The following is a 21402-nucleotide window of genomic DNA, read 5'->3' on the forward strand; positions in this document are numbered from 1 at the left end:
AAAATTACTATAGCACATGTCGCCGAATCCGGCAACTCTCACTTTTGTCGAAGTTTCGCATAAAGCGCCACTTCGCCTTCCCCTTTTCCGAGGAGACGTGCCGTGTCGCGGACTGAATGACGGAGCAACACCTCTTCGACGCTCGGGTTAACCGCGCCGTCTTCAGACGTTTCAGTTTCTGTCTCGGCGATTTCGACCGAGGTCGGTTTTGACGATTCAGGCGCGTCGTTTTTCACAACATCGCTCATCGATTCCATGAATGACAAGAGCAACGCCTCTGTCTCGCGTTTCTCGCTTTCGAGCCGATTGACGCGTTCGTTCAATGTTTGGATCTGCCGGAACCCGATCAATAGACCATAGGCAATCACGATCCCCGCGATCATCAACACAAAAGTCATCCCTTCACCTCCTCACGATGTCTTCTCTTCTAGATACGAGCGGCCTAGCGCCTGTTTGAGTGTCTTTAACGCCTTCGAATGAATCTGTGAGATGCGGGAAGTCGATAATTCTAACACTTCCCCAATCTCCGTCAATGTCAACTCGTCAAAATAAAATAACGAGACGACAAGACGTTCTTTTTCAGACAGATGATCAATCTCGGTCGTCAGCACGTCGACTAACTCGCGTTGCAACAACGTGTCTTCCGGTTTTTCCGAATCGGGGTCAAAGTACGTGACCGACATGACTTTTCCTTCTTCTTGGAGCGTCACCGCCTCGTCAATCGACAACATGTTCGCGAAATACCCTTCCGCCATCGCCTTTTCGATATCAGCGATCGGAAGCGCGCACGCGTCGGCCAATTCTTCTTTCGTCGGGGCACGGTGCAGCTTTTGCTCGAGTTGTTCGGCGACATGGTCAATCTTCTTCACGCGCTCTCGTACCGAGCGCGGCAGCCAATCGATTTTTCGAAGTCCGTCGATAATGGCACCCCGAATCCGAAAAGCTGCATACGTATCGAATTTATTATTATGTTCCGGATCATATTTCATGAGGGCATCGTACAATCCCATGTAACCCAAACTTTTCAATTCGTCGCGTTCGACGCTCTTTGGGAGCGTCACGATCATTCGTTGCACGTGATAATGGATCAGAAATTCATAATGTGATAATAATTCATTTGCCGTATCCATATCGCGGTCAGTATTCCAACGATCCCACAACTGGGTAAGCTGAGTCGTCATGTCGATCCCCCCTTATAGTTCTTTTGTTCCGATACTCACTGTCCGAATCGATAAGACGCATGTTGCCACGTCAAATTCAATCGTTCGTCCGTTATGCCCACCACAATCCTCGGCGATTAGCGGGATGTGATGTGCTTTTAAAGCGATGCGGATTGCTTCGGCATTTCGTTCCCCGATTCGCATCGCCGCGTTCTCATATTTGAATTGAAACATTTGGGCCCCACCGGCCATCTTGGCTTGCAGGCGTCCTGCCCCGGCCCGTTTGAGTGACTCGACGAGAGCATCGATGGCCGTATCCGCATATTTCCCGACTTCGATCGTCTGGTGTTTCCTTGCGATCGCCGAATCTGGAAGCATGACGTGTGCCATCGCCGCCACTTGCATCCGGGCATCATACAAGATGACACCGACGCATGAGCCGAGTCCCGCCGTGCGGAGCCGGTTCGGTGCTGTCGTTTGCTTCCACTCGGCAATCCCGATTTTAAGAACTTCAGCCATGGCCAAGCAACCTTCGTTGAATCCGATCTAGCGAGCCGTGCGTCGGTAAGAAGAGCACATGCCCGGCACTCACCTTCTCGTCAATCATGAACGTCGTGTCGATATAGAGCGCGGCATCTTCTTCCGGTTGAACGGACGTGACGACAAACTCGACGATCGATCCGGCCATATCAATCGCGGTCGCCGGCACTTGAATCATAATCGGCGTATTGAGCCAGTCGCCTAACGCTCGCGCGTAAGCCCCGCTCATAATGTTACCGATCTCTTCCCACGCCGATTTACCGAGCTCGTTGTTCGATTGGAACGTGAACGGTGAGCCGATCAGCGAAGCCACCATACTCTCCGCATCATCCACCGGGAACATGATCAGGATCATGCCACTGATCTCGCCCCCAAGCTCTAACAGGACAGAGGCCACATGGCGCTCCGGACCACCGACGCGGTCCGGTAAATATGTGATCGGTTCCATTTCAGCAGACGATACCGTGATGTTGACCGGCTTGGCGAGCAGTGTCGAGAGCGCGGTCGCCGCATGTCCAGAACCGATGTTCCCAAGTTCTTTTAACAAATCTTGTTCAAATTCACTCAGCATGTTGGTCCTCGAACAACGCGTTCGCATCGAGAAGCGAGAACAGCTTGTCCTCACCTTTAGCGATCGCCGTCAAGTGTGCCGAGTGCATCTCGTGGCTCGAATCCGGAATCGGTTCGATCCGGACTTCATCGCTCTCGACGACTTCGTTGGCACGATCGACGATAAAACCAGCATCGCCTTGATTCAAAGAAGCGATCAAAATCCGTGTCTCGTCTGTCGGTGCGATTTCTTCATAACCGAGGCGAAGCCTGAGGTCGATGACCGGTGTGACCACACCACGGAGGTTGATGACACCCTTCACGTGTGTTGGTGCGTTCGGCACCCGGGTGACAGGTTGTAACCGTTCAATCGAACGGACTGATTGGACATCGATTCCGTACGTGTTCGATGCGAGTGAAAACACTACCCATTTTTGTTCCATCTTTCTTCCTCCTTAAAAGAGATCGTTGCTGTCTACGATGAGAGCGACCCGTCCATCTCCGAGAATCGTTGCCCCCGAAATAGCCGGAATGCCTTCGAGATACGTCCCGAGTGGCTTCATGACAATCTCTTGTTGACCAATCAAGTCGTTCACGACGACTCCGACGAGTTTATTACCTTTACGCACGACGACGACCGGGAACTGTGATTTTGTTTCCGAATCGATCCCGAAAATTTCTTTTAAATAAACGAGCGGGACGAGTTGTCCGCGGAAATCGAAGACACGTTCGCGATGGGCCGTCAGGATGTTGGCTTCATCGAGCAATGTCGTCTCGAGAATCGATGACAACGGGATGGCATACGTCTCATCACCCGCTTGGACGAGCATCGCTGAGATGATTGATAACGTGAGCGGTAGACTGACTTGGAACTTGGTTCCTTGTCCGACCACGGTCTCGAGCGTGACGACACCACCGAGCGATTCGATTTTATTTTTGACGACGTCGAGTCCGACGCCACGACCTGATAAGTCTGTGACAACGTCTGCCGTTGAGAAGCCCGGTGCAAAGATGAGCATCGCGAGCTCGTTGTCTGTCATCGACGCCGCTTCTTCGGTCGTGATGACACCACGTTCGAGCGCTTTCGACCGAACTTTATCGACATTGATTCCCGCTCCATCATCTTCGATCTCGATGAAGACACGGTTACCGCCATGGTAAGCACGGAGGGCGAGTCGCCCTTGTTCCGGTTTGCCGGCTTGGACGCGTTTGTCAGGAAGCTCGATGCCATGATCGATCGCGTTGCGAATCAAGTGAACGAGCGGATCACCGATCTCATCGATTACGGTCCGGTCGAGTTCCGTGTCAGCTCCTGAGATATCGAGTTGAACTTTTTTATGAATGTCTTTCGCGACCGAGCGGACCATCCGTGGGAACCGGTTGAACACTTGCTCGATTGGCATCATCCGTAACGTCAACACGAGTGATTGCAGTTCGTTCGTGCCACGTTTGATTTTCTCGACCGTCTCGTTGAGTTCAGGCTGTCCGACCTCGTCGGCAAGGCGTTCGAGTCGGCCGCGGTCGATGATGAATTCTTCAAACAAGTTCATGAGACGATCGATCCGTTCTAAATTGACACGAATCGTCTTCGCTTGAGCGACAGCTTGTTCTTTCGGTTCTTCTGCTTCTTGCGCTTTCGGTTTTATTTCTTGCACTGCTACCGCTTCTGCACTCACAGCAATTTCCGGCTCGCTCTCGCTCACGCTCGTAAATACCGAGACGTGGACTGTTTCAACTTCCGACACTTGCGAGACGGCGTGTTCGATGACTGCAGCCGTCTCTTGTGACAAGAACAAGACGTCAAACGACAAGTCGAACTGTTCTTGCTCAATCGCTTCCGTTTCAGGGTGGGTCCGGACGACTTCACCGAGCTCTTGGAGCCGATCAAACACCATGTAAGCCCGGGCTGCTTTTAAGACGACGGCATCCGATAACTTAACATGAAGTTGGAACGCCTCAAAACCGGTCTGTTTCGCTTGTTCGATGACCGAATCCGCATACAAGTCGACAGTAAACACCGACGACTCTTCCGCCGCAGCGATTGTTTGTTCCTTACCTCCGATAAACGACTGGAATGCCGAAACCGTCGCTTTGACGTCGACGTTCGTACCAGTTCCACCCGTCTCGATGTCGGCAATCATCGCTTCAATCTGTTCCATCGCGATAAACATCGTATCAAGCAACAATTGGTTGCTCTCTTTTTTGCCTGACCGGACAAGGTCAAGGGCACTCTCCATCTCGTGTGTCAAATTGGCCACGCTTTCGTAACCCATCGTCGCCGACATCCCTTTGAGCGTATGGGCCGAACGGAAAATCTCTTGAACCGCTTCAGCGCTAGCCGTCTGCTCAAATTTCATCAACTGTGTGTTGACCGATTGGATATGCTCTTGTGACTCATCCAAAAACAACCCTAAGTATTCGTTCACGTCCATCTATATTGCCTCCCTGTCGTTAGACTCGCTTCCACTGTTGCCGCAAATTCCCAATCAACCGATCCATGAAGTGCCGTGGCTTCGGTGGTGTTCCGGTAAGCGTTGTCAAAATACGCTCGAGCCGCCAGCTAATATCACTCTTTCGGTCAAATTGGTAAAACGGGACTTGGGCGATGACCGCTTTCCTTACAGAAGCGTCATCTGGTAAAAAACCAAGGAACCGAATCGGTTTATTCAAAAACTGTCGGCATGCGACTTCCATCCGTTCGTAACACTGGAGTGCTTCTTCCCCCGACTGCGCCCGATTGACAATGACCCCGATCGGTAAATCCGGACTTTGACGATGCACGAGTTTCGTATACGCGTAACCATCCATCAGCGATGTCGGTTCTGGGGTCAGGATGAGAAACATCTCGTCACATCCTTCAATGAATCGTAACGATGTGTCCGTTGCTCCTGCTCCCATGTCAAACAGTACGTAATCATAAGTCGTCAGCACTTCAAGTTCACGCATTAAAAATTGCATGTCTGCTTCTGAGAATTGAACTAATGTGTCAAGTCCACTTCCTCCATGTAATATATCGACACCGTGCACGTCTTTCTGAACCGAAGACGCAAGCGGAGTCCGAGTTTTCACAGAATCGACCATCGTTTTAGACTGCGCCGCATTCAAAAGAATGTGCACGTTCGCCATCCCGATGTCGAGATCGACGATCAAGACACGCTTTCCGAGTTCGACGAGCCCGATTGCGGTGTTCACGCAGACGTTCGTCTTGCCGACGCCGCCTTTTCCGCTCGCGAACGCGATTGTCGTTGGTGCGACATCCGTCTTCGCTCTTAAACGCCTTGCTTGGTCCATCGTGTCCACCCTTCCTTCTCAAGCATCTTTTGCGTCAAGATGTCTGGGTCGCCGGCGACCATATCGTCCGGCACTTCCTGGCCGTCTGTCAGCCAAGCGACGGGGAGTCCGCTCTCGCGCACCATCCGATACATCGCGTGGATATCACTCGTCTCATCCGCTTTCGTGAAGATGAGCGACCGGAGCGGCAACTTTTCAAACTGTCGGTAAATCAAATCCATGTCTTTCATTTTCGACGTCAGACTGAGCACGAGTGACAAGCTCGTCTCCGAGAAGTCGTGATGGTTATGAAACTGTTCGACGTACGCCTCATCGCGGAAATTGCGTCCGGCCGTATCGATCAAGACGATATCTTTTCTTGCAAACAGTTGTTTTGCCCGTTTAAAGTCGTCAAAGTCATAGGCGACCTCGACGGGGATATTTAAAATCTCGGCGTACGTCTTCAGCTGTTCGATCGCTGCGATCCGGTACGTGTCGGTCGTAATCAAACCTACAGACATCCCTTGGTCGAGCTTATAGTGGGCGGCAAGCTTCGCGAGCGTCGTCGTCTTGCCGACACCGGTCGGACCGACGAGCATGACGTAGCGCAACGCATCCGGGACCGGTAAAAAGGAACTGCGGATCTGGTCATAGACGTATTGCTCGACGACCTCTAGCGATTTAGTCGTATAGTACAGTTCGTTGATTCGCTCTTCCCACGATTCATTCGTGAACGACTCAGACGCTAAGAGCGACTCGATATGGGTCAGACCCGCTGGCAAACGTCTCTTTTCAGGAACAGGCGTCACCGGTTGTGGAGTGGGTGTAGGTGCAGGAATCGGCTTCGCCTTTGCTTGTTTCGGCTGCAGTTTCGGCTCGGTTCGAGGCTTGACCGTTAGCGGCGCTTTCTCGAGTGCGGCAATCACTTCAACTTCTTGTGAAGCGAACAACCCGAACCATCCTTTCTTGACTTGGCGAGAATTTAAGATGACAGCCTCGTCGCCGAGCTCTTGTTTCACTTTCGCCATCACTTCGGACATCGTCTTGCCTGTATATTTTTTAATTTGCATATTAAATCACCCCAATACTTTTCACTTCGAGCGAGCTGAGCAATTCGTTATACGCAAGGACCGGAACGTCAGGATAGTACCGTTCGAGCAGCTGTCTCACGAATATCCGAATCGTCGGCGAGCAAAGAATGACGGCCGAAGCCCCGTAGCGTTCAAACATCGACAGCTGTTCGCCAGAGCGCTCGATGATTTCGCGCGCTTGCTCCGGATCGAGCGCCAAATAGTTGCCGAACTCGGTTTTTTGGACAGCGTCTTGAATAAGTTGCTCGGTCTGCCCACCGAGTGTGACGACGTAGAGTGGACCGTCCGGCGGGCTGACTTGGTCAGTCAACTGTCGGGCGAGTCCTTGACGACAGTATTCGCCTAATATATCAGCGTCTTTCGTCACTTTTCCATAATCGGCCATCGTCTCAAACAAGAGCGGCAAGTTGCGAATCGAGACGTGCTCTTTCAATAGATGACGAAGTACTTTTTGGATATCTCCGATCGAGAGCACGGATGGGGTCACATCTTCGACGAGCACCGGATGCGTCTCTTTCAAATGCTCGACGAGTTGTTTCGTCTCTTCCCGTCCGAGTAGGTCGGACGCATGTTTCTTGAGCGTCTCAGTTAAATGCGTGGCGACGACTGAAGGTGGGTCGACGACGGTGTAACCGCTCATCTCGGCCCGCGTCCGCGTCTCTTCATCGATCCAGAGAGCGGGCAATCCGAAAGCCGGTTCCGTCGTTTCAATCCCGTACACTTCAGGGTCTTCAATTCCAGGGCTCATCGCCAAGTAGTGATCGAGTAATAACTCACCTTCTGCGACGACATTGCCTTTCACTTTGATCCGGTAAGCGTTCGGTGACAGTTGCAGGTGGTCACGGATTCGAACTGTCGGTAAGATGAATCCGAGTTCGAGTGCGAGTTGACGGCGGATCATGACGACACGGTCGAGCAGGTCGCCGCCTTGCGATTCATCCGCGAGTGGGATCAGCCCGTAGCCGAACTCGAACTCGATCGCATCGATTTGCAGGAGCGAGACGACGGTCTCGGTCGGTGCCGCTGGTTCCTCATCCGGTAGCGGTTCAGCAATCGCTTGCTTCAGGCTGCGGCGCATCGAGTATGCCCCGAAGAATGTCGCACCCGCGATCAGCGTCGTCACTGGAAGTAAACTTGGCGACACGAAACCGAGCAAGAAGATGACCGTGCCCGCGATATAGAGCAACGTCGGATTTTGACCGAGCTGGTCGACCACGTCTTCCCCGAGATTGCCGTCCGAGACGGCACGGGTGACGATGATCCCGGTCGCCGTCGAAATGAGGAGGGCCGGAATCTGACTGACGAGCCCATCCCCGATTGTCATAAGCGAGAACGTCGTAAACGACTCACCGACAGGTAATCCCATTTGGACAACGCCGATGATGATACCGAAAATCAAGTTGATGACGACGATAATGATTCCGGCAATGGCGTCACCTTTTACGAATTTCGAGGCCCCGTCCATCGAACCATAAAAATCAGCCTCGCTTTGAATCTTTTTACGGCGGATTTGGGCGTCTTTGTCATCGATCAACCCAGAGTTCAAATCGGCATCGATTGCCATTTGTTTCCCTGGCATCGCGTCGAGTGTGAATCGAGCCGAGACTTCCGATACCCGTTCGGCACCTTTCGTGATGACGACGAATTGGATGATGACGAGAATGAGGAATACGACAAATCCGACGAGAACGTTTCCGCCGATGACGAAGTTCCCGAACGTCGCAATGACTTCCCCACCATATCCGGTCGAGAGGATCGAGCGGGTCGTCGACACGTTCAGCCCGAGACGGAACAGCGTGACGATCAGCAAGAGAGACGGGAAGACAGAGAAATCAAGCGCTTCCCGGGCGTTCATCGCCACGAGTAAAATCATGAGGGCGATCAATATATTTATAATGATAAGAAAATCTAGTAAGAACCCCGGTAACGGGATGACCAGCATGACGACAATCATAAGAACGCCAATCAATACTGCGAAATCTTTAGCTTTTACAGCCAACGCATACTCCTCCTCAAGACGGTTGTTTCAGTTGATAGACGAACGCCAGCACTTCGGCGATCGCCTGATAAAACGACTCGTCGACGACTTCTCCGATGTCTAGCTGCGCATAGAGCGCACGGGCCAGTGGTTTATTTTCCACGATCGGGATATCGTGCTCTTTTGCGACGTCACGAATATTGAAAGCGACTTGGTCGACCCCTTTGGCGACGACGAGCGGCGCAAAGTCTTTCGTATCGTCATAACGGATGACGACAGCGAAATGGGTCGGGTTGGTGATGACGACGTCCGCGTTCGGAATCTCTTGCATCATACGCCGCATCGCCATCTCCCGTTGTTGTTGTTTGATTTTCGACTTGATGAGCGGGTCGCCTTCACTGTTCTTATACTCGTCTTTAATGTCTTGTTTCGACATACGGATCGACTTTTCAAAATCGAACCGTTGATAAAAGAAGTCGAGCAGTGCGAGCGCGAGCAACGCGACACTGACCCACAGCCCGAGTTCGATCGTGATCGCAGCGAGTGCGACGACCGATTCACGAACATGTTCGACGGCCATGCGTGACAATTCTTTTTGGTTTTGCCAAAGTATAGCGACCGCAGTCGTCAGGATAATCAATAATTTGAATAAGGACTTTAAAAATTCGACGACTGCTTTCATGCTGATGATGCGCTTGACCCCTTTGAGCGGGTCAATCCGCTCTAACTTTGGTTGAATCGCCTCTGTTGAGAACAGTGAACCGATTTGAAAATAGTTGATTAAAATACCGAACACGACCGCAACGATCAAGAACGGTGCTAAAATGATCCCGGCGCGAATGACCAAATCAATCATCATCCCGGACATGCCTTCTGATAAGTCGTACAGCAAATATGTTGGACCGAGTAGCTCTTTCGTCAGGCCAAACAACTGCTGACCGACAAAAGGTCCGAGAAAAGATAACATGAGGAACATCGCGAACAAGGCGAACGCTCCGGTCAGATCGGCTGATTTCGCAACTTGTCCTTTTTTACGCGAGTCTTCTCGTTTTCGAGGTGTTGCTTTTTCCGTTTTTTCTCCTGCAAAAAACTGAAGATCGACCGATAAAGAGTATAGAGGCTTCATTGAGCGTCTCCTAACAACGTCATAAAATCACGTAATATCTCTTGCAACACCGGGATGAATTGGCTGATCCCATTCAGCGTCAATCCCATCATCATGACCATCACGGAAAACCCGGCGATCAATTTGAACGAGAACCCGATGGCAAAAATGTTGAACTGCGGGGCCGATTTTGCTAAGAAGCCAAGCGCCAAGTCGACGAGAAGCAGCGATGCCATGAGCGGGAACGCGAGTTGCAATGCGACCATCATCGTCATCGTGACGACCTTCACGGCCATCATGAGCGATGCTTCGCTAAAGTTGATCATCGGCTGACCAGGCGGATAAATTTGAAAGCTGTAATAGATACCGTCGATTAACAGTAAGTGCAAATTACTTGATAGCATGATGAACAGCGTAAAGATGTAATAAAATCGTCCGATCAACGGCGACTGTCCGCCAAACATCGGGTCATACGCTGACGCCATCGCCAGACCGAGCTGCAAATCGATGATTCCCCCGGCAATCTGCGGGGCAAAAAATAAGATATTGATCAAAATGCCGAGCAGAAGTCCAATCAGCACTTCGTACAGCACTTGAACGATGAAGGCTTGCCCAAGTTCGAGCGGCTCTGTTACCGTGAACATCGCATAATAAGCTAAAAAAGCACTAAACGCGACACGGTGCATGACCGGGAGCTGCCTTGAAGAAAATAAAGGCACACTTACGAAAAATCCGGATAGACGAGCAAACGTCAATCCATATAAGCTAATGAAATCGACCGCATTCATTTCGAGGCGACCTCGACCATCAGTTCAAAGATCATCCGCGTAAATCCTTCCATCTGTTGCAGCATCCACGGCGCGAAAACGACGAGCCCGATAAAGACCGCGACTAGCTTTGGAACGAACGATAGCGTCTGTTCTTGAATTTGAGTCGTCGCCTGTAAAATCGAGATGACGAGTCCGACGACGAGGGCGATCAAAAGAAGTGGCATCGAAATTTTTAATAATGTCCATACACTCTCTGTCGCCAAATAGATGACCATTTCATGCGTCATAATCGTTCCTCCTACATACTTCTAAGCAATGATTCCACGATTAAGTGCCATCCATCCACTAATACAAACAACAACAATTTGAACGGCAGAGCGATCATGACCGGTGGAAGCATCATCATCCCCATCGACATGAGCACACTCGCCACGACCATATCAATGATTAAAAAAGGCAAGAAAATCATAAAGCCGATTTGAAACGCCGTCTTGAGCTCACTGATGGCGTAAGCTGGTACCATCGCGAGCAAAGGAACGTCTTCGACCGACTCCGGTTGCTCATAATTCCCGTATTTGATAAACAGTTGCAAATCTTCCTGTCGCGTATACTTTGCCATGAATCGTTTCATCGTGTTACCGGCTTCCTCGAACGCCTCATCTTGACTGATCTCGTCGTCCATATATGGAGACAACGCCTTGTCGTTTAAATCAGATAAGACCGGAGACATGACGAACAGCGTGATGAACAAGGCGAGCCCGATGATCAATTGGTTCGGTGGGGTCTGTTGTGTCCCTAAGGCTGGCCGAATGAATGAAAGAACGACGACGACACGTGTAAAACAAGTCATCAAAATCAAGAATGACGGCGCCAGCGTGAGCAGTGTCAATACGACCAATAATTTAATCGAAGTCGACGTGCTGTCCGGCGTTTCTAAATTGATCAGTTGTTCAATCGTCGTCATTGCTTCTTCCTCACTTCTTCAATCTGTGACAGTTGTTGTTTGAACGTATCTAAGAACGTTGATGTGTTCGAAGTGTTCAGTGAAGGCGCGTCATACGCTGCTTCATCAATCGATTCCGCATCGATTCGATCAATCAATTGAATCGATTCACCGACACCGAGCACGTATACTTGCTCCCCTAACTTGACGAGCTGCACCGAGCGGTCCTTCCCAAGCGGTACCCCGCCGAGATGTTTCATATGTTGCGCCGTCTTCACACCTTGCGTCCGTGCGTTTAACCAACGCATCAAGACGAGGAATCCTCCAATTACGACAACTAAACTCAAAACGACCTTGACCAACGTCCCGACCGTCGAGACGGTCGTAGGGACAGATTGATCTTTGGCTTCAGGCTGCTGTTGTTCGAACTGTTTATCCACGGTGGCGGCCTCGACCGTGGCCGGCACAGACAGCCCGACCACGAGCAGGAAAATCAACCACCACTTGTTCATTGTGCGACCGTTTTCGAAACTGCCTCGACGACACGTTCCGCGTTGAACGGTTTCACGATGAAGTCTTTCGCTCCCGCTTGGATCGCATCGATGACCATCGCCTGTTGTCCCATCGCCGAACACATGATGACTTTGGCGTTCGAATCGAACCCGCGAATTTCTTTCAATGCCGCCAGGCCGTCCATTTCTGGCATCGTGATGTCGAGAGTGACGAGATCTGGCGTGAGTTCACGGTATTTTGCGACCGCGTCAATACCGTTCTCTGCCTCGCCGACCACTTCAAACCCGTTCTTCGTTAAAATGTCTTTAATCATCATGCGCATGAACGCCGCATCATCTACCACCAAAATTTTTGCACTCATTATTCTTCCTCCTTAAACGATTCCAATCCGCTCATGCGGTTGGATGATTTCTGTCACACGTACCCCGAAGTTCTCTTCGATGACGACGACTTCGCCGCGGGCAATGCGTTGTTGGTTCACATAAATATCGACAGGTTCCCCCGCCAATTTATCAAGTTCAATGATCGACCCTTGCGACAGTTCGAGCACTTCTCGCACTGACCGTTTCGTCCGGCCGAGTTCGACCGTCACGTTGAGCGGCACATCATACAGCAAGCCTAGGTTTGCCGGCACCGAATCGTTTGACGTCGGGGCGTGGAGTGGCATGAACTCGGCTTGGCTGACCGCCACTTCTGGGGCTGACGTTTTTTCAGTGCGTACCGGAGCAGGTGCCGGAGCTTTCGCTGGTGTGACCGCCGCTTGAACTTTCGGCTGCTCTTGTTTAGGCGCGGCCGGGGCTGACGTCGTAGCTGCAATCAGTTCGTTGACGAGTTGCTTCCCGAATTGAATCGGGGCAATTTGGACAATTTTTGAATCAATCAACGTGCCGACTTTCAAATTGAACTCGATCAGCACCATCGTCTCCCAAAGCTCAAGCCGGTCAATGATCGTTTGATTTTTCGTCGCATCGAACACTTCGACGAGCGGCGGCGAAATATCAATCTTTTTAGAGAACACGGTCGAGAGCGATGTGGCCGCAGCCCCCATCATTTGGTTCATCGCTTCTTGAACGGCCGATAACCGAATCTCATCGAGCCCGTCCGGATCGACGCCGATCCCGGTCCCACCGAGCATCAAATCAGAAATGATGGCCGCGTCTTCGCGGGTCAAGACGAGGACGTTCTCCCCTTTCAACCCTTCGGTGTAACCGACCCGAAGCGCCACGTGAGGTGTCGGATAACGCTCTCTGAGCTCATCGATCGTCACTTCACTGACGACCGGGGTCGTGATTTCTACTTTTTGTTGCAGTAACGTCGACAGCGCCGTCGCGGAATTTCCGAACGAGATATTTCCAATCTCTCCGAGGGCGTCGCTTTCCATCGAGTCGAGATGTTCTTCGCTCTCGTCTACCGGTTTTGGCGAACTGTCGTTCGTTCCTCGTAATAACGCGTCAATTTCATCTTGTGACAACATCTCACTCATTGCTCTTCCTCCTTCACCCGGTGAAGCACTTGGACCGCCATCCGCTTCCCACTCACACCGACTTGCCCTCTGAACACTTTATTTTCCCCTACTAGGACGGATAGCGGGTCTTTCACTAGTTGATCGAGCGTCAAACAGTCACCGATTTCTAAATGCAACAAGTCACCGAACGTGATTGTCGTCTCCCCGAGCAGGGACACGACTTCTACCGTCGAGTTCATCAATTGGGCTTTGAGCGGTTCTTGACTGTTCCCGCTCGCATTGCGGCGGTTCGCCTCCTGCATCCAGTAATGACTCGATAGTTTCGATAGCACCGGCTCGATCGTCACGAACGGCAAGCAGACGTTAATCGTCCCGCTCACTTCTCCGATCGTGACCCCGATCGAAATGAGCACGACCGTCTCGTTTGGTGACACGAGTTGAAGGAACTGTGGGTTCACTTCAACGGCCGTCATTTCGGACTTGATTTCGGCAATCGACTCCCACGCTTCCCCGTAACCGGCAAAAGCTCGTTTATATAGCTGGGTCAAGATTCGCATCTCGATTTCAGTGAAGCTTTCGACTTTTTCAATCTCGACGCCAGGTCCCCCGAGCAGTCGATCCAACATCGCGTAAGAGATGTTCGGATTGACTTCGATGATGAACCGACCGTTAAGCGGGGGCGCCTCGATCAAGTTGATCATCGTCATACTCGGAATCGAATGAATGAACTCATCGTATGGAAGCTGTTCGACTGAATTGACCGTGAACTGGACATACGTCCGAAGTTGGGCCGAGAAAAATGTCGTCAGCATCCGTGTGAAGTGTTCATGGATCCGGGTCAAGCTACGAATTTGATCTTTAGAGAAACGGACGGCCCGTTTGAAGTCATACTGCCGTACTTTTCGTTCTTCTTCTTGATTCAAAAAGGAATCGGCTTCGACATCTCCACTGCTTAGCGCTGATAACAGGGCATCAATTTCTTGTTGAGACAGTACTTCTCCCATGATGCCACCTCACTGTATAATTTTCTTCGTCATATAGACGCGCTGGACCTCACCTTTTTCCAGCAGTCCGTTTAATTGCTCGCGAAGGGATTGCTCGAATTTCTGCATATCTTCCTTCGTCGTGAGCTGTGCCTTCGTCATCCCGGCCAAATCACCAAGGATGACGTTATGGACTTGGAACTTACGAAGTTCAAGATCTTCTTTCGTCTCAGCCGCATCGGTCACAATCGTGAATTGGACGTTGATGAACCGTTCGTCTTGAATGTTCGTCGTCATATCCTCGGTCGTGAAGCTGCGCTCGGCGAGTTCTTCTGCCGTCACTGGTTTCGTTTTAGCCGTCACGTTGTCACCGAATACATATTTATAAGTCATAAACCCAGCGCCCCCCATGACGAGCAGGACGACGAGCAGGATGAGCACCATTTTCATGGCGCCTCCTTTTGGTTTTTCTTCACTCATCTTCTTCACCTCTTGTGACTGTCGTTCCCATCAACCCGATCGAGCCGTAAAATGCCGTCGTCCGATCGATGATTTGATCTTTCGTCTCTGTGACGATATAAGTCTTGCCGTTATACAAATGAATGATCGTGTCAGGTTCGGCCTTGACCGTCTCGATGAACAAGGCGTTCAAGACAAATTCCTCACCCCGCAATGTCGTGACGCGTATCATCAGCGTTTCAAGTTGACGAGTTCTTGTAAAATCTCGTCTGACGTTGTGATGATCCGTGTGTTCGCCTGGAATCCACGTTGCGCGATAATCATTTCGGTGAACTCTTCAGACAAGTCGACGTTCGACATCTCGAGGGCGCCCGAGACGAGTTCACCACGTCCATCTTCGCCTGGAATTCCTGGGTTTGGATCCCCTGAGTTTTGCGATTGAATATAGTTGTTCGCTCCGACTTTTGATAGACCGGCGTTATTGGCAAACGTGACGACTTGAATTTGACCGACGTCTGTTGAAACGCCCGCAGCATTGACATAACTGACTTGTCCGTCTTTTCCAATCGATAGTGACTTCGCTCCGGCAGGCACAGTGATTTTAGCGCCCGCTGTGCTAAGGACGTAAGCCCCATCACCATTGACGATATCCCCGGCATTATCTGTATAAAAGTTACCGGCCCGTGTGTATTGGGTTTGGCCGTTAACGTTTACTGCGAAGAAGCCTTCACCGGAGATCCCGACATCGAGCGCCCGACCTGAGTTTTGCATCGCGCCTTGGTTATAGACGTTATCGACCGTAGCCATCGTGCCCCCGAGACCGACTTCTTTCGGGTTGATCCCGCCGGCTGTTAATCCGTTACCGCCTGAAGCGCTACCGACTTGCTGGCTGACGAGGTCTTTGAACGTGACGCGGCCTTTTTTATACCCGAACGTGTTGACGTTGGCGATGTTGTTACCGACGACATCAAGCTTTGACTGGAAGTTCTTTAATCCACTGATTCCTGAGTACATTGCTCTTAACATGATGAATCCCCCTTATGCTTGTTTGATGGACGTAATATTGTAGACGCTTACCGAGCTGCCGTCTTCGAGATCGGCCATGTAACCTGACTCATCCGTTCTTGAAATCGAGACGACACGTCCCGATCCTTTGATCGTCTCCGTCTCAGTCTCCGTTTTATGGTCGACTGTCTTGCCGATCATATTACTGAACTCGGAAATCGAAGCCATGTGGCGATCGACGAGTACTGAATCAAGTTGCTTTGAAATCGTCTGCATTTGTTCGAGTGATGAAAATTGAGCCATTTGTGAGATGAACTCGCGATCTTCCATCGGTGACATCGGGTCTTGGTTGCCAAGCTGGGCCATCAATAGCTTTAAGAACATGTCCTTATCGTATTGGTTCGTCGCTTTAGGCAGCGATTGATCGGGTAACGTATAATCATTCGTCTTCGGTTGGATGGTCGTCATCGTCGGGTTCCCCTTTCGGTTGTTCCTGTTGTTCTGGTTCAGGTTGGTCTGACTCGCTAAACGTCGATGATTTCGCTTCGAGCGCTTGTTGCGTCAAACTCACTTCGACCCGGATATGCTGCGACAGCGGCTGGAGCGTCTGTTGCAGTTGTTGCAGTTGCGACTGGAGCAACTGTTTTGCTTCTTGGTTGCTCGCGAACAGCTTGACGACGAGTTCACCGTTATGGCGCTCGAGTTTGACGACGAGTTCACCTAGCTGTTCCGGATATAGGCGAACGGTGAACACTTTCGACCCATCGGCCCCGCTTCGGAACGGTGCTCTTTGAAGAGCAGCCTCGATTCGGGCTTGGAGGTTCTCCGGAAGCGACCCTTTAGACGCGTACATGACCATTTCCGAGTCGATCTGTGGTCGTGACCACGTCATGCCTTTCGGCAACCAGTCGACGCTTTCTTTTCCAGCTTGCGGTAATACATTCGCCGGCGTTTCATTTTGATAAGGGAGGGGAATATGTTTTGAAGTCTGGGTTAAACTCCCTTTAAATTGCGAAACGATTTGCTGGATAACTTGGACGTTCTCGTTTACGGTTGGCTGGTTTTGTTTTCCGGCCAACGCCTCGCGTTCCGTCTTTCCTAACATCATCGCGCCCGGTAAAATCGTTTGGGCGGCAGCTAACGTGGTTACGACGTCTGACGAGACCGTTTCCTCGATTGTTCCTGTGCCTGCACCTGCTTGGGCGATGATGCCGATATAGGCGTCCATGAACTTACGATAGGCGTCTTGTGGCAAAGACTTTAACCACTCTAAGCTATCGGGTTGTTGTAACCACTGTTCAAGCTGGCTCGACAAGTTCTCGAGCGGAAGGGCGCTATCTGTCACAATTGGCGCATTCGGTGCGAGTGTCGTCGGCGCAGCTTCCAACTCAGCCAACGCTTCCGTCGAGGCGCCGAGCATCGATGAAAGCAGGTCTAAAAACTGTCCGGTCGGGGTAGATCCTGTCTCCCCGCCTTTCGCTGTCGTTCCTTGGACCGCTTGAGCAAATAAGGCGATATTCATCATCTCTTCCTCCTTTCACGTTTCATTGGAGCAATTGCGTGACGACGGCAGCCTGTTGCGCATCCATCCGTCCCAATATGTCGGCCTGTTGTTTCGGCGACAGTTCTTTTAAGATCGTCGCTACTTGCGGGCTCTCGAGTTCGTTCATGATCGCGGCAGCTTGTTTAGCGGACATTTCTTCATAGACACGAGACACGTTCGACGTGTCTTCCTCCACTTCCTCTTCCGCAGTGGCTCCGAGTTCAGACACGAGTCGGTCCCGCTCTTTGATCAAGTCCGATACTTCTTCTTGTCTCGCTTTCACTTCATTCGTCAATTCGACGTTTTCCGTGCGAAGTTTTTCAATCTCAGCGTTCGCGACTTTTAATCGATTCGTCGTGTCCGCGTCAATGCCGGTGACATTGACTTTTGTTTCAACTGCCTCATCTTTGTCTGCCTGTTCGCGCGTTTCTATAAACGGCACCGATAATAGCGGCCGGTCCATCGCATAGTTCATGACGACGATTCCGCCGACGAGTAAAAAGATTGCCGGGACGAGGACAAGAGCGACCAAGAGCTGTCTACCTCGCTTATTGTTCTCTTTTTCCATCAGCTTACTTCCCTTTCCCGTGATGAATCACTGCCAACTCATCGATAAAATGTTGTTCGGTGAGTTTCGAGACGGCCACTTCATTTTGGCTGACCTTCTCATGCAACGTTACATATTTTTTCTCTTCGACAACTTTTCCGAGCAAACGCTCTTGAGCCAGATTGTAACGGTTCCGCGACTGTTGCACGACGAGTTGTTGCGTCTCAATTTGACGCTTTAACTGTTCCCTCGCCTTTTCACGATATTGGAACATGAGCAGATCAATCACACCAGATTGTTCATCTTGACTCTTCATGAGCGTCTCATACGTCACGACTAATCGATACAGCGTCTCCATCTCGGCTTCGAATCGCGCCTTATGACCTCTCATCTCTGTCGCCGATTCTTCTTTTGCATGCTCGGCAATCGGCATGATGCGTTCTAACAACAGCTTGTTCATGATTCACCTCTCGCAATTCCGACAAGACGATCGAGCGTCTGCTCGATCGATGCCTCTTCTTCAATCGACTGTTTTAAAAATGTGAGCAGTCCCGGATATTCATCGATTGCTGTATCGATCGCAGGATTCGTGCCCTTTTTATAGGCTCCGATGTTAATCAAGTCTTCCGCGTCTAGATAAGTGGCGAGCCAACTCCGAAACGTCTGCGCGGCATCGCGATGTACAGGTGAAGCAATCTGGTTCATGACCCGACTGATCGATTTTAAGACATGGATCGCCGGAAACTGCCCTCGGTTGGCGAGCGAACGGTCCATCACGAAGTGACCGTCTAAAATCCCACGGACGGCATCCGCGATTGGTTCGTTCATATCGTCCCCATCAACGAGGACGGTATAAAACGCCGTGATCGAACCGGTGACGGACGTCCCGCTCCGCTCTAGCAGTTGCGGAAGCATCGCGAACACGGAAGGCGTATATCCTTTCGATGTCGGTGGTTCTCCGGTCGCTAGCCCGATCTCTCGTTGGGCCATCGCGAATCGGGTCACTGAGTCCATCATAAGGACGACCTCTTTGCCTTGGTCCCGGAAGTACTCTGCGATCGCCGTCGCCGTGTAAGCGCCCTTCAAACGCACGAGCGGGGGTTGATCGCTCGTCGCTACGATGACGACCGATCGAGCCATGCCTTCAGGACCAAGTTCTTTTTCGATGAACTCTTTTACTTCTCGTCCCCGTTCGCCAATCAATGCGATCACGTTTATATCTGCCGATGAGCGTTTAGCGATCATGCCAAGCAATGTCGATTTCCCGACGCCTGATCCCGCAAACAAACCGACACGTTGGCCTTTCCCGACCGTCAATAACCCGTCGATGATCCGGACCCCGGTCGATAAAACGTCTAAAATGCGTGGACGTTCTAACGGGTTCGGCGGTTTTCGAAGAACATCGTAGCGTTTCCCAGTCGGCATCGCTTCACCCGATAAAGGGCGCCCGAGCCCGTCAAGGACTTGACCGATCAGTTCGAACCCGACCGGTACTTGGAGCATGTGCCCCGTCCCTTTGACGATACAACCTGGGGCGATCTGTGTCGTTTCTCCGTAAGGCATGAGCAAGACGCGCTCTTCATTGAAGCCGACGACCTCGGTTTCAACCGTTTGGCCGGACGGTAACTCGATCAGGCAGCGCTCACCGATAAACGCGCTCGGACCGTTCGATTCGATCATCAGCCCGACGACGCGGCAGACACGACCGACTTTACGCACATACTCATCTTCTGGAGCAGCGGTGATTGTGTCGAATACGCGGTCAATAAGCGCCATCGGATAGAACCTCCTCAATCTTGGAACGGATTCGTTCAAAACTGTACGATACGTCGAGCTCGTTGCCATGATGTGGCGTCTCGATCCGCACGCTCGTCTCTGTCAACGAGACATCGGCCCGATATTTCAACGGCGGCATCTGTTCGGATTGCCACATCGACTCGAAACGTTGGATTGACGCTAGTCGCGTCGGGTGGACGAAGACGGTCAACGCTTCGGCATCGATCTGGCGAAGCAGTTGTTCGCGGATCATGTCGGCGAACAACGCCTCCTCGTTTCGGACGAGATCGGTCGTGACACGTGCACTGATCTCGACGGCCAAATCAACTAACTTCGTTTCGGCATCTCGCCATTTCTGTTCGAACAAGTTCTCAAGTTCGGCGCTGACCATGTTCAATCGGGCCGTCAGCTCATCGAACTCTGACTTTCCTTCTTGACGTCCTAGGTCAAAACCTGACCCGTACCCCTCCTGATAAGCAGCCTCAAGCGTTTGTTCTCGTAACAGTTCAAGCTCATGTTCCACTGCTTCACGGTGTAGCTTGATCGCTTCTTCCTCTTGGCGGAGGGAAGCGTACCTTACTTCTAACTCTTGTTCATGATTACGTTCGACCATAACCTCTGAAATCGGTTCAAGGAATGGCCGCGAATCAATTCGTTGTGGTTCGAGCGGCATCGCTCGTTGACGTTTGATTACGTTAGACAACGATGTCATCTCCTCCACCACGGCTAATCACGATTTCTCCGACATCTTCTAGGCGGCGGATGATTCCGACGATGCGGCTTTGTGCTTCTTCGACGTCACGCAGTCTGACCGGTCCCATGAACTCCATATCTTCCTTGAACGTATCGACCATTCGTTGCGACATGTTTTTGAAGATGATCTGTTTGACCTCTTCGGAAGATACTTTGAGCGCGAGCAGAAGGTCGTCGTTGGCGACTTCGCGAATAATCCGTTGAATCGCACGCGAGTCGAGCGTGACGATATCTTCGAAGACGAACATCCGCTTTTTGATTTCTTCCGCGAGTTCCGGGTCTTCGATCTCGAGCGCGTCAAGAATCGTCCGCTCCGTCGTCCGGTCGACACCGTTAAGCACTTCGACGACTGCCTCGATCCCACCGGATTGGGCGTAATCTTGCATATCGGTTTGTGATAAGTTCTTTTCAAGAATCTGTTCGATTTCATGAATGACGTCCGGGTTGAGGCGATCCATCGTCGCGATTCGTTTCGCGACCTCCGACTGAATCTCTGGTGGAAGTTCCGACAAGATTTGCCCGGACTTGACCGGTTCAAGATGAGCCAAGATTAAGGCGATCGTCTGCGGGTGCTCGTTTTGAATAAAGTTGAGCAACTGCTTCGGATCGGCTTTTCGGGCAAATTCAAACGGTCGGACTTGCAGCGTCGAAGTGAGACGATGAATCAACGCCATCGCCTTCTCTTCTCCGACCGCTTTCTCTAAAACCGTTTTCGCAAACCCGATGCCACCTTGGGTGATATAACTCTGTGCCATCGCCAGGTCATGAAATTCTCCTAAAATGGCTTCCTTTTGTTCAGACGACACTTTTCGGAGTGCCGATATTTGTAGCGTCAACTGCTCCATCTCTTCTTCGGACAGGTGTTTATATACACTTGCCGCCACTTCAGGTCCAAGCGAGATCATGAGCATGGCCGCTTTTTCTCGGTTCGGTTGTTTTGCGTAGTTCACAG

The 21402-nt window shown here is 51.3% G+C and carries 27 protein-coding genes; all 27 read right to left on the minus strand.

Going from position 1 to position 21402, the window contains the following annotated elements; translation table 11 throughout:
- Window positions 1-38: 38 nt before the first annotated feature.
- The 27 genes from EVJ23_RS08210 to fliG are packed head-to-tail and all read right to left on the minus strand — an operon-like array spanning window position 39 to window position 21400.
- Window positions 39-398 (minus strand): hypothetical protein, encoded by a 360-nt coding sequence (locus EVJ23_RS08210; protein ID WP_070327476.1) that lies wholly within the window; start codon window positions 396-398, stop codon window positions 39-41.
- A gap of 12 nt (window positions 399-410) precedes the next feature.
- The gene (locus tag EVJ23_RS08215) at window positions 411-1181 is read right to left on the minus strand and encodes a FliA/WhiG family RNA polymerase sigma factor (RefSeq protein WP_035385905.1); all 771 of its coding nucleotides are present in this window, start codon (window positions 1179-1181) and stop codon (window positions 411-413) included.
- 12 nt (window positions 1182-1193) lie between these two features.
- Window positions 1194-1679, minus strand: a complete 486-nt coding sequence (locus tag EVJ23_RS08220) for a chemotaxis protein CheD (RefSeq protein WP_131440252.1) — start codon at window positions 1677-1679, stop codon at window positions 1194-1196.
- Entirely contained in the window at window positions 1672-2271 is a 600-nt protein-coding gene (locus EVJ23_RS08225; RefSeq protein WP_131465271.1) for a chemotaxis protein CheC, read from the minus strand. Before EVJ23_RS08225 ends, EVJ23_RS08220 begins: the two co-directional genes overlap by 8 nt.
- Window positions 2261-2692, minus strand: coding sequence for a chemotaxis protein CheW (locus EVJ23_RS08230; protein ID WP_016508282.1), 432 nt, complete (start codon window positions 2690-2692; stop codon window positions 2261-2263). Before EVJ23_RS08230 ends, EVJ23_RS08225 begins: the two co-directional genes overlap by 11 nt.
- A gap of 12 nt (window positions 2693-2704) precedes the next feature.
- A complete protein-coding gene (locus EVJ23_RS08235; protein WP_131465273.1) occupies window positions 2705-4681 on the minus strand; it encodes a chemotaxis protein CheA in 1977 nt (658 codons plus the stop codon).
- A gap of 19 nt (window positions 4682-4700) precedes the next feature.
- The gene (locus EVJ23_RS08240) at window positions 4701-5540 is read right to left on the minus strand and encodes a MinD/ParA family protein (protein WP_070327481.1); all 840 of its coding nucleotides are present in this window, start codon (window positions 5538-5540) and stop codon (window positions 4701-4703) included.
- On the minus strand, window positions 5519-6589 hold the full coding sequence (locus EVJ23_RS08245; protein WP_131465275.1) for a flagellar biosynthesis protein FlhF: 1071 nt from the start codon (window positions 6587-6589) through the stop codon (window positions 5519-5521). Before EVJ23_RS08245 ends, EVJ23_RS08240 begins: the two co-directional genes overlap by 22 nt.
- A gap of 1 nt (window position 6590) precedes the next feature.
- Window positions 6591-8609, minus strand: a complete 2019-nt coding sequence (flhA, locus tag EVJ23_RS08250) for a flagellar biosynthesis protein FlhA (protein ID WP_070327483.1) — start codon at window positions 8607-8609, stop codon at window positions 6591-6593.
- A gap of 13 nt (window positions 8610-8622) precedes the next feature.
- Window positions 8623-9714, minus strand: a complete 1092-nt coding sequence (gene flhB / locus EVJ23_RS08255; RefSeq protein ID WP_131465277.1) for a flagellar biosynthesis protein FlhB — start codon at window positions 9712-9714, stop codon at window positions 8623-8625.
- The gene (gene fliR / locus EVJ23_RS08260) at window positions 9711-10481 is read right to left on the minus strand and encodes a flagellar biosynthetic protein FliR (RefSeq protein ID WP_070327485.1); all 771 of its coding nucleotides are present in this window, start codon (window positions 10479-10481) and stop codon (window positions 9711-9713) included. Before fliR ends, flhB begins: the two co-directional genes overlap by 4 nt.
- Entirely contained in the window at window positions 10478-10750 is a 273-nt protein-coding gene (gene fliQ / locus EVJ23_RS08265; protein ID WP_070327486.1) for a flagellar biosynthesis protein FliQ, read from the minus strand. The genes fliR and fliQ overlap by 4 nt, the downstream gene beginning before the upstream one ends.
- 11 nt (window positions 10751-10761) lie before the next feature.
- Window positions 10762-11427 (minus strand): flagellar type III secretion system pore protein FliP, encoded by a 666-nt coding sequence (fliP, locus tag EVJ23_RS08270; RefSeq protein WP_016508219.1) that lies wholly within the window; start codon window positions 11425-11427, stop codon window positions 10762-10764.
- Window positions 11424-11918, minus strand: coding sequence for a flagellar biosynthetic protein FliO (locus EVJ23_RS08275; protein ID WP_070327487.1), 495 nt, complete (start codon window positions 11916-11918; stop codon window positions 11424-11426). The genes fliP and EVJ23_RS08275 overlap by 4 nt, the downstream gene beginning before the upstream one ends.
- Complete coding sequence (locus tag EVJ23_RS08280; RefSeq protein WP_035385909.1) at window positions 11915-12280, minus strand: response regulator; 366 nt, start codon at window positions 12278-12280, stop codon at window positions 11915-11917. The genes EVJ23_RS08275 and EVJ23_RS08280 overlap by 4 nt, the downstream gene beginning before the upstream one ends.
- Window positions 12281-12292: 12 nt before the next feature.
- Entirely contained in the window at window positions 12293-13402 is a 1110-nt protein-coding gene (gene fliY / locus EVJ23_RS08285) for a flagellar motor switch phosphatase FliY (protein WP_131465279.1), read from the minus strand.
- A complete protein-coding gene (gene fliM / locus EVJ23_RS08290) occupies window positions 13399-14388 on the minus strand; it encodes a flagellar motor switch protein FliM (RefSeq protein ID WP_070327489.1) in 990 nt (329 codons plus the stop codon). The genes fliY and fliM overlap by 4 nt, the downstream gene beginning before the upstream one ends.
- A 9-nt stretch (window positions 14389-14397) precedes the next feature.
- Entirely contained in the window at window positions 14398-14847 is a 450-nt protein-coding gene (locus EVJ23_RS08295; RefSeq protein WP_131440263.1) for a flagellar basal body-associated FliL family protein, read from the minus strand.
- Window positions 14840-15058, minus strand: coding sequence for a flagellar FlbD family protein (locus EVJ23_RS08300; protein ID WP_016508262.1), 219 nt, complete (start codon window positions 15056-15058; stop codon window positions 14840-14842). Before EVJ23_RS08300 ends, EVJ23_RS08295 begins: the two co-directional genes overlap by 8 nt.
- On the minus strand, window positions 15058-15852 hold the full coding sequence (gene flgG / locus EVJ23_RS08305; RefSeq protein WP_131465281.1) for a flagellar basal body rod protein FlgG: 795 nt from the start codon (window positions 15850-15852) through the stop codon (window positions 15058-15060). Before flgG ends, EVJ23_RS08300 begins: the two co-directional genes overlap by 1 nt.
- A 12-nt stretch (window positions 15853-15864) precedes the next feature.
- Entirely contained in the window at window positions 15865-16299 is a 435-nt protein-coding gene (locus EVJ23_RS08310) for a flagellar hook capping FlgD N-terminal domain-containing protein (RefSeq protein ID WP_071399604.1), read from the minus strand.
- Window positions 16271-17353, minus strand: coding sequence for a flagellar hook-length control protein FliK (locus EVJ23_RS08315; protein WP_236633733.1), 1083 nt, complete (start codon window positions 17351-17353; stop codon window positions 16271-16273). The genes EVJ23_RS08310 and EVJ23_RS08315 overlap by 29 nt, the downstream gene beginning before the upstream one ends.
- A gap of 22 nt (window positions 17354-17375) precedes the next feature.
- Window positions 17376-17942, minus strand: a complete 567-nt coding sequence (locus EVJ23_RS08320; RefSeq protein WP_131465285.1) for a MotE family protein — start codon at window positions 17940-17942, stop codon at window positions 17376-17378.
- A 4-nt stretch (window positions 17943-17946) separates the two neighbouring features.
- Window positions 17947-18381, minus strand: a complete 435-nt coding sequence (locus tag EVJ23_RS08325; protein WP_016508248.1) for a flagellar FliJ family protein — start codon at window positions 18379-18381, stop codon at window positions 17947-17949.
- Window positions 18378-19697: a flagellar protein export ATPase FliI gene (fliI, locus tag EVJ23_RS08330; protein WP_070327495.1), complete on the minus strand. Its 1320-nt coding sequence runs from the start codon at window positions 19695-19697 to the stop codon at window positions 18378-18380. Before fliI ends, EVJ23_RS08325 begins: the two co-directional genes overlap by 4 nt.
- Entirely contained in the window at window positions 19684-20409 is a 726-nt protein-coding gene (locus EVJ23_RS08335; protein ID WP_236633394.1) for a FliH/SctL family protein, read from the minus strand. The genes fliI and EVJ23_RS08335 overlap by 14 nt, the downstream gene beginning before the upstream one ends.
- Window positions 20393-21400 (minus strand): flagellar motor switch protein FliG, encoded by a 1008-nt coding sequence (gene fliG, locus EVJ23_RS08340; RefSeq protein ID WP_083273965.1) that lies wholly within the window; start codon window positions 21398-21400, stop codon window positions 20393-20395. Before fliG ends, EVJ23_RS08335 begins: the two co-directional genes overlap by 17 nt.
- Window positions 21401-21402 lie beyond the last annotated feature (2 nt).

Source organism: Exiguobacterium sp. SH1S1 (assembly GCF_004337245.1).
Classification (GTDB): Bacteria; Bacillota; Bacilli; order Exiguobacteriales; family Exiguobacteriaceae; genus Exiguobacterium; species Exiguobacterium aurantiacum_A.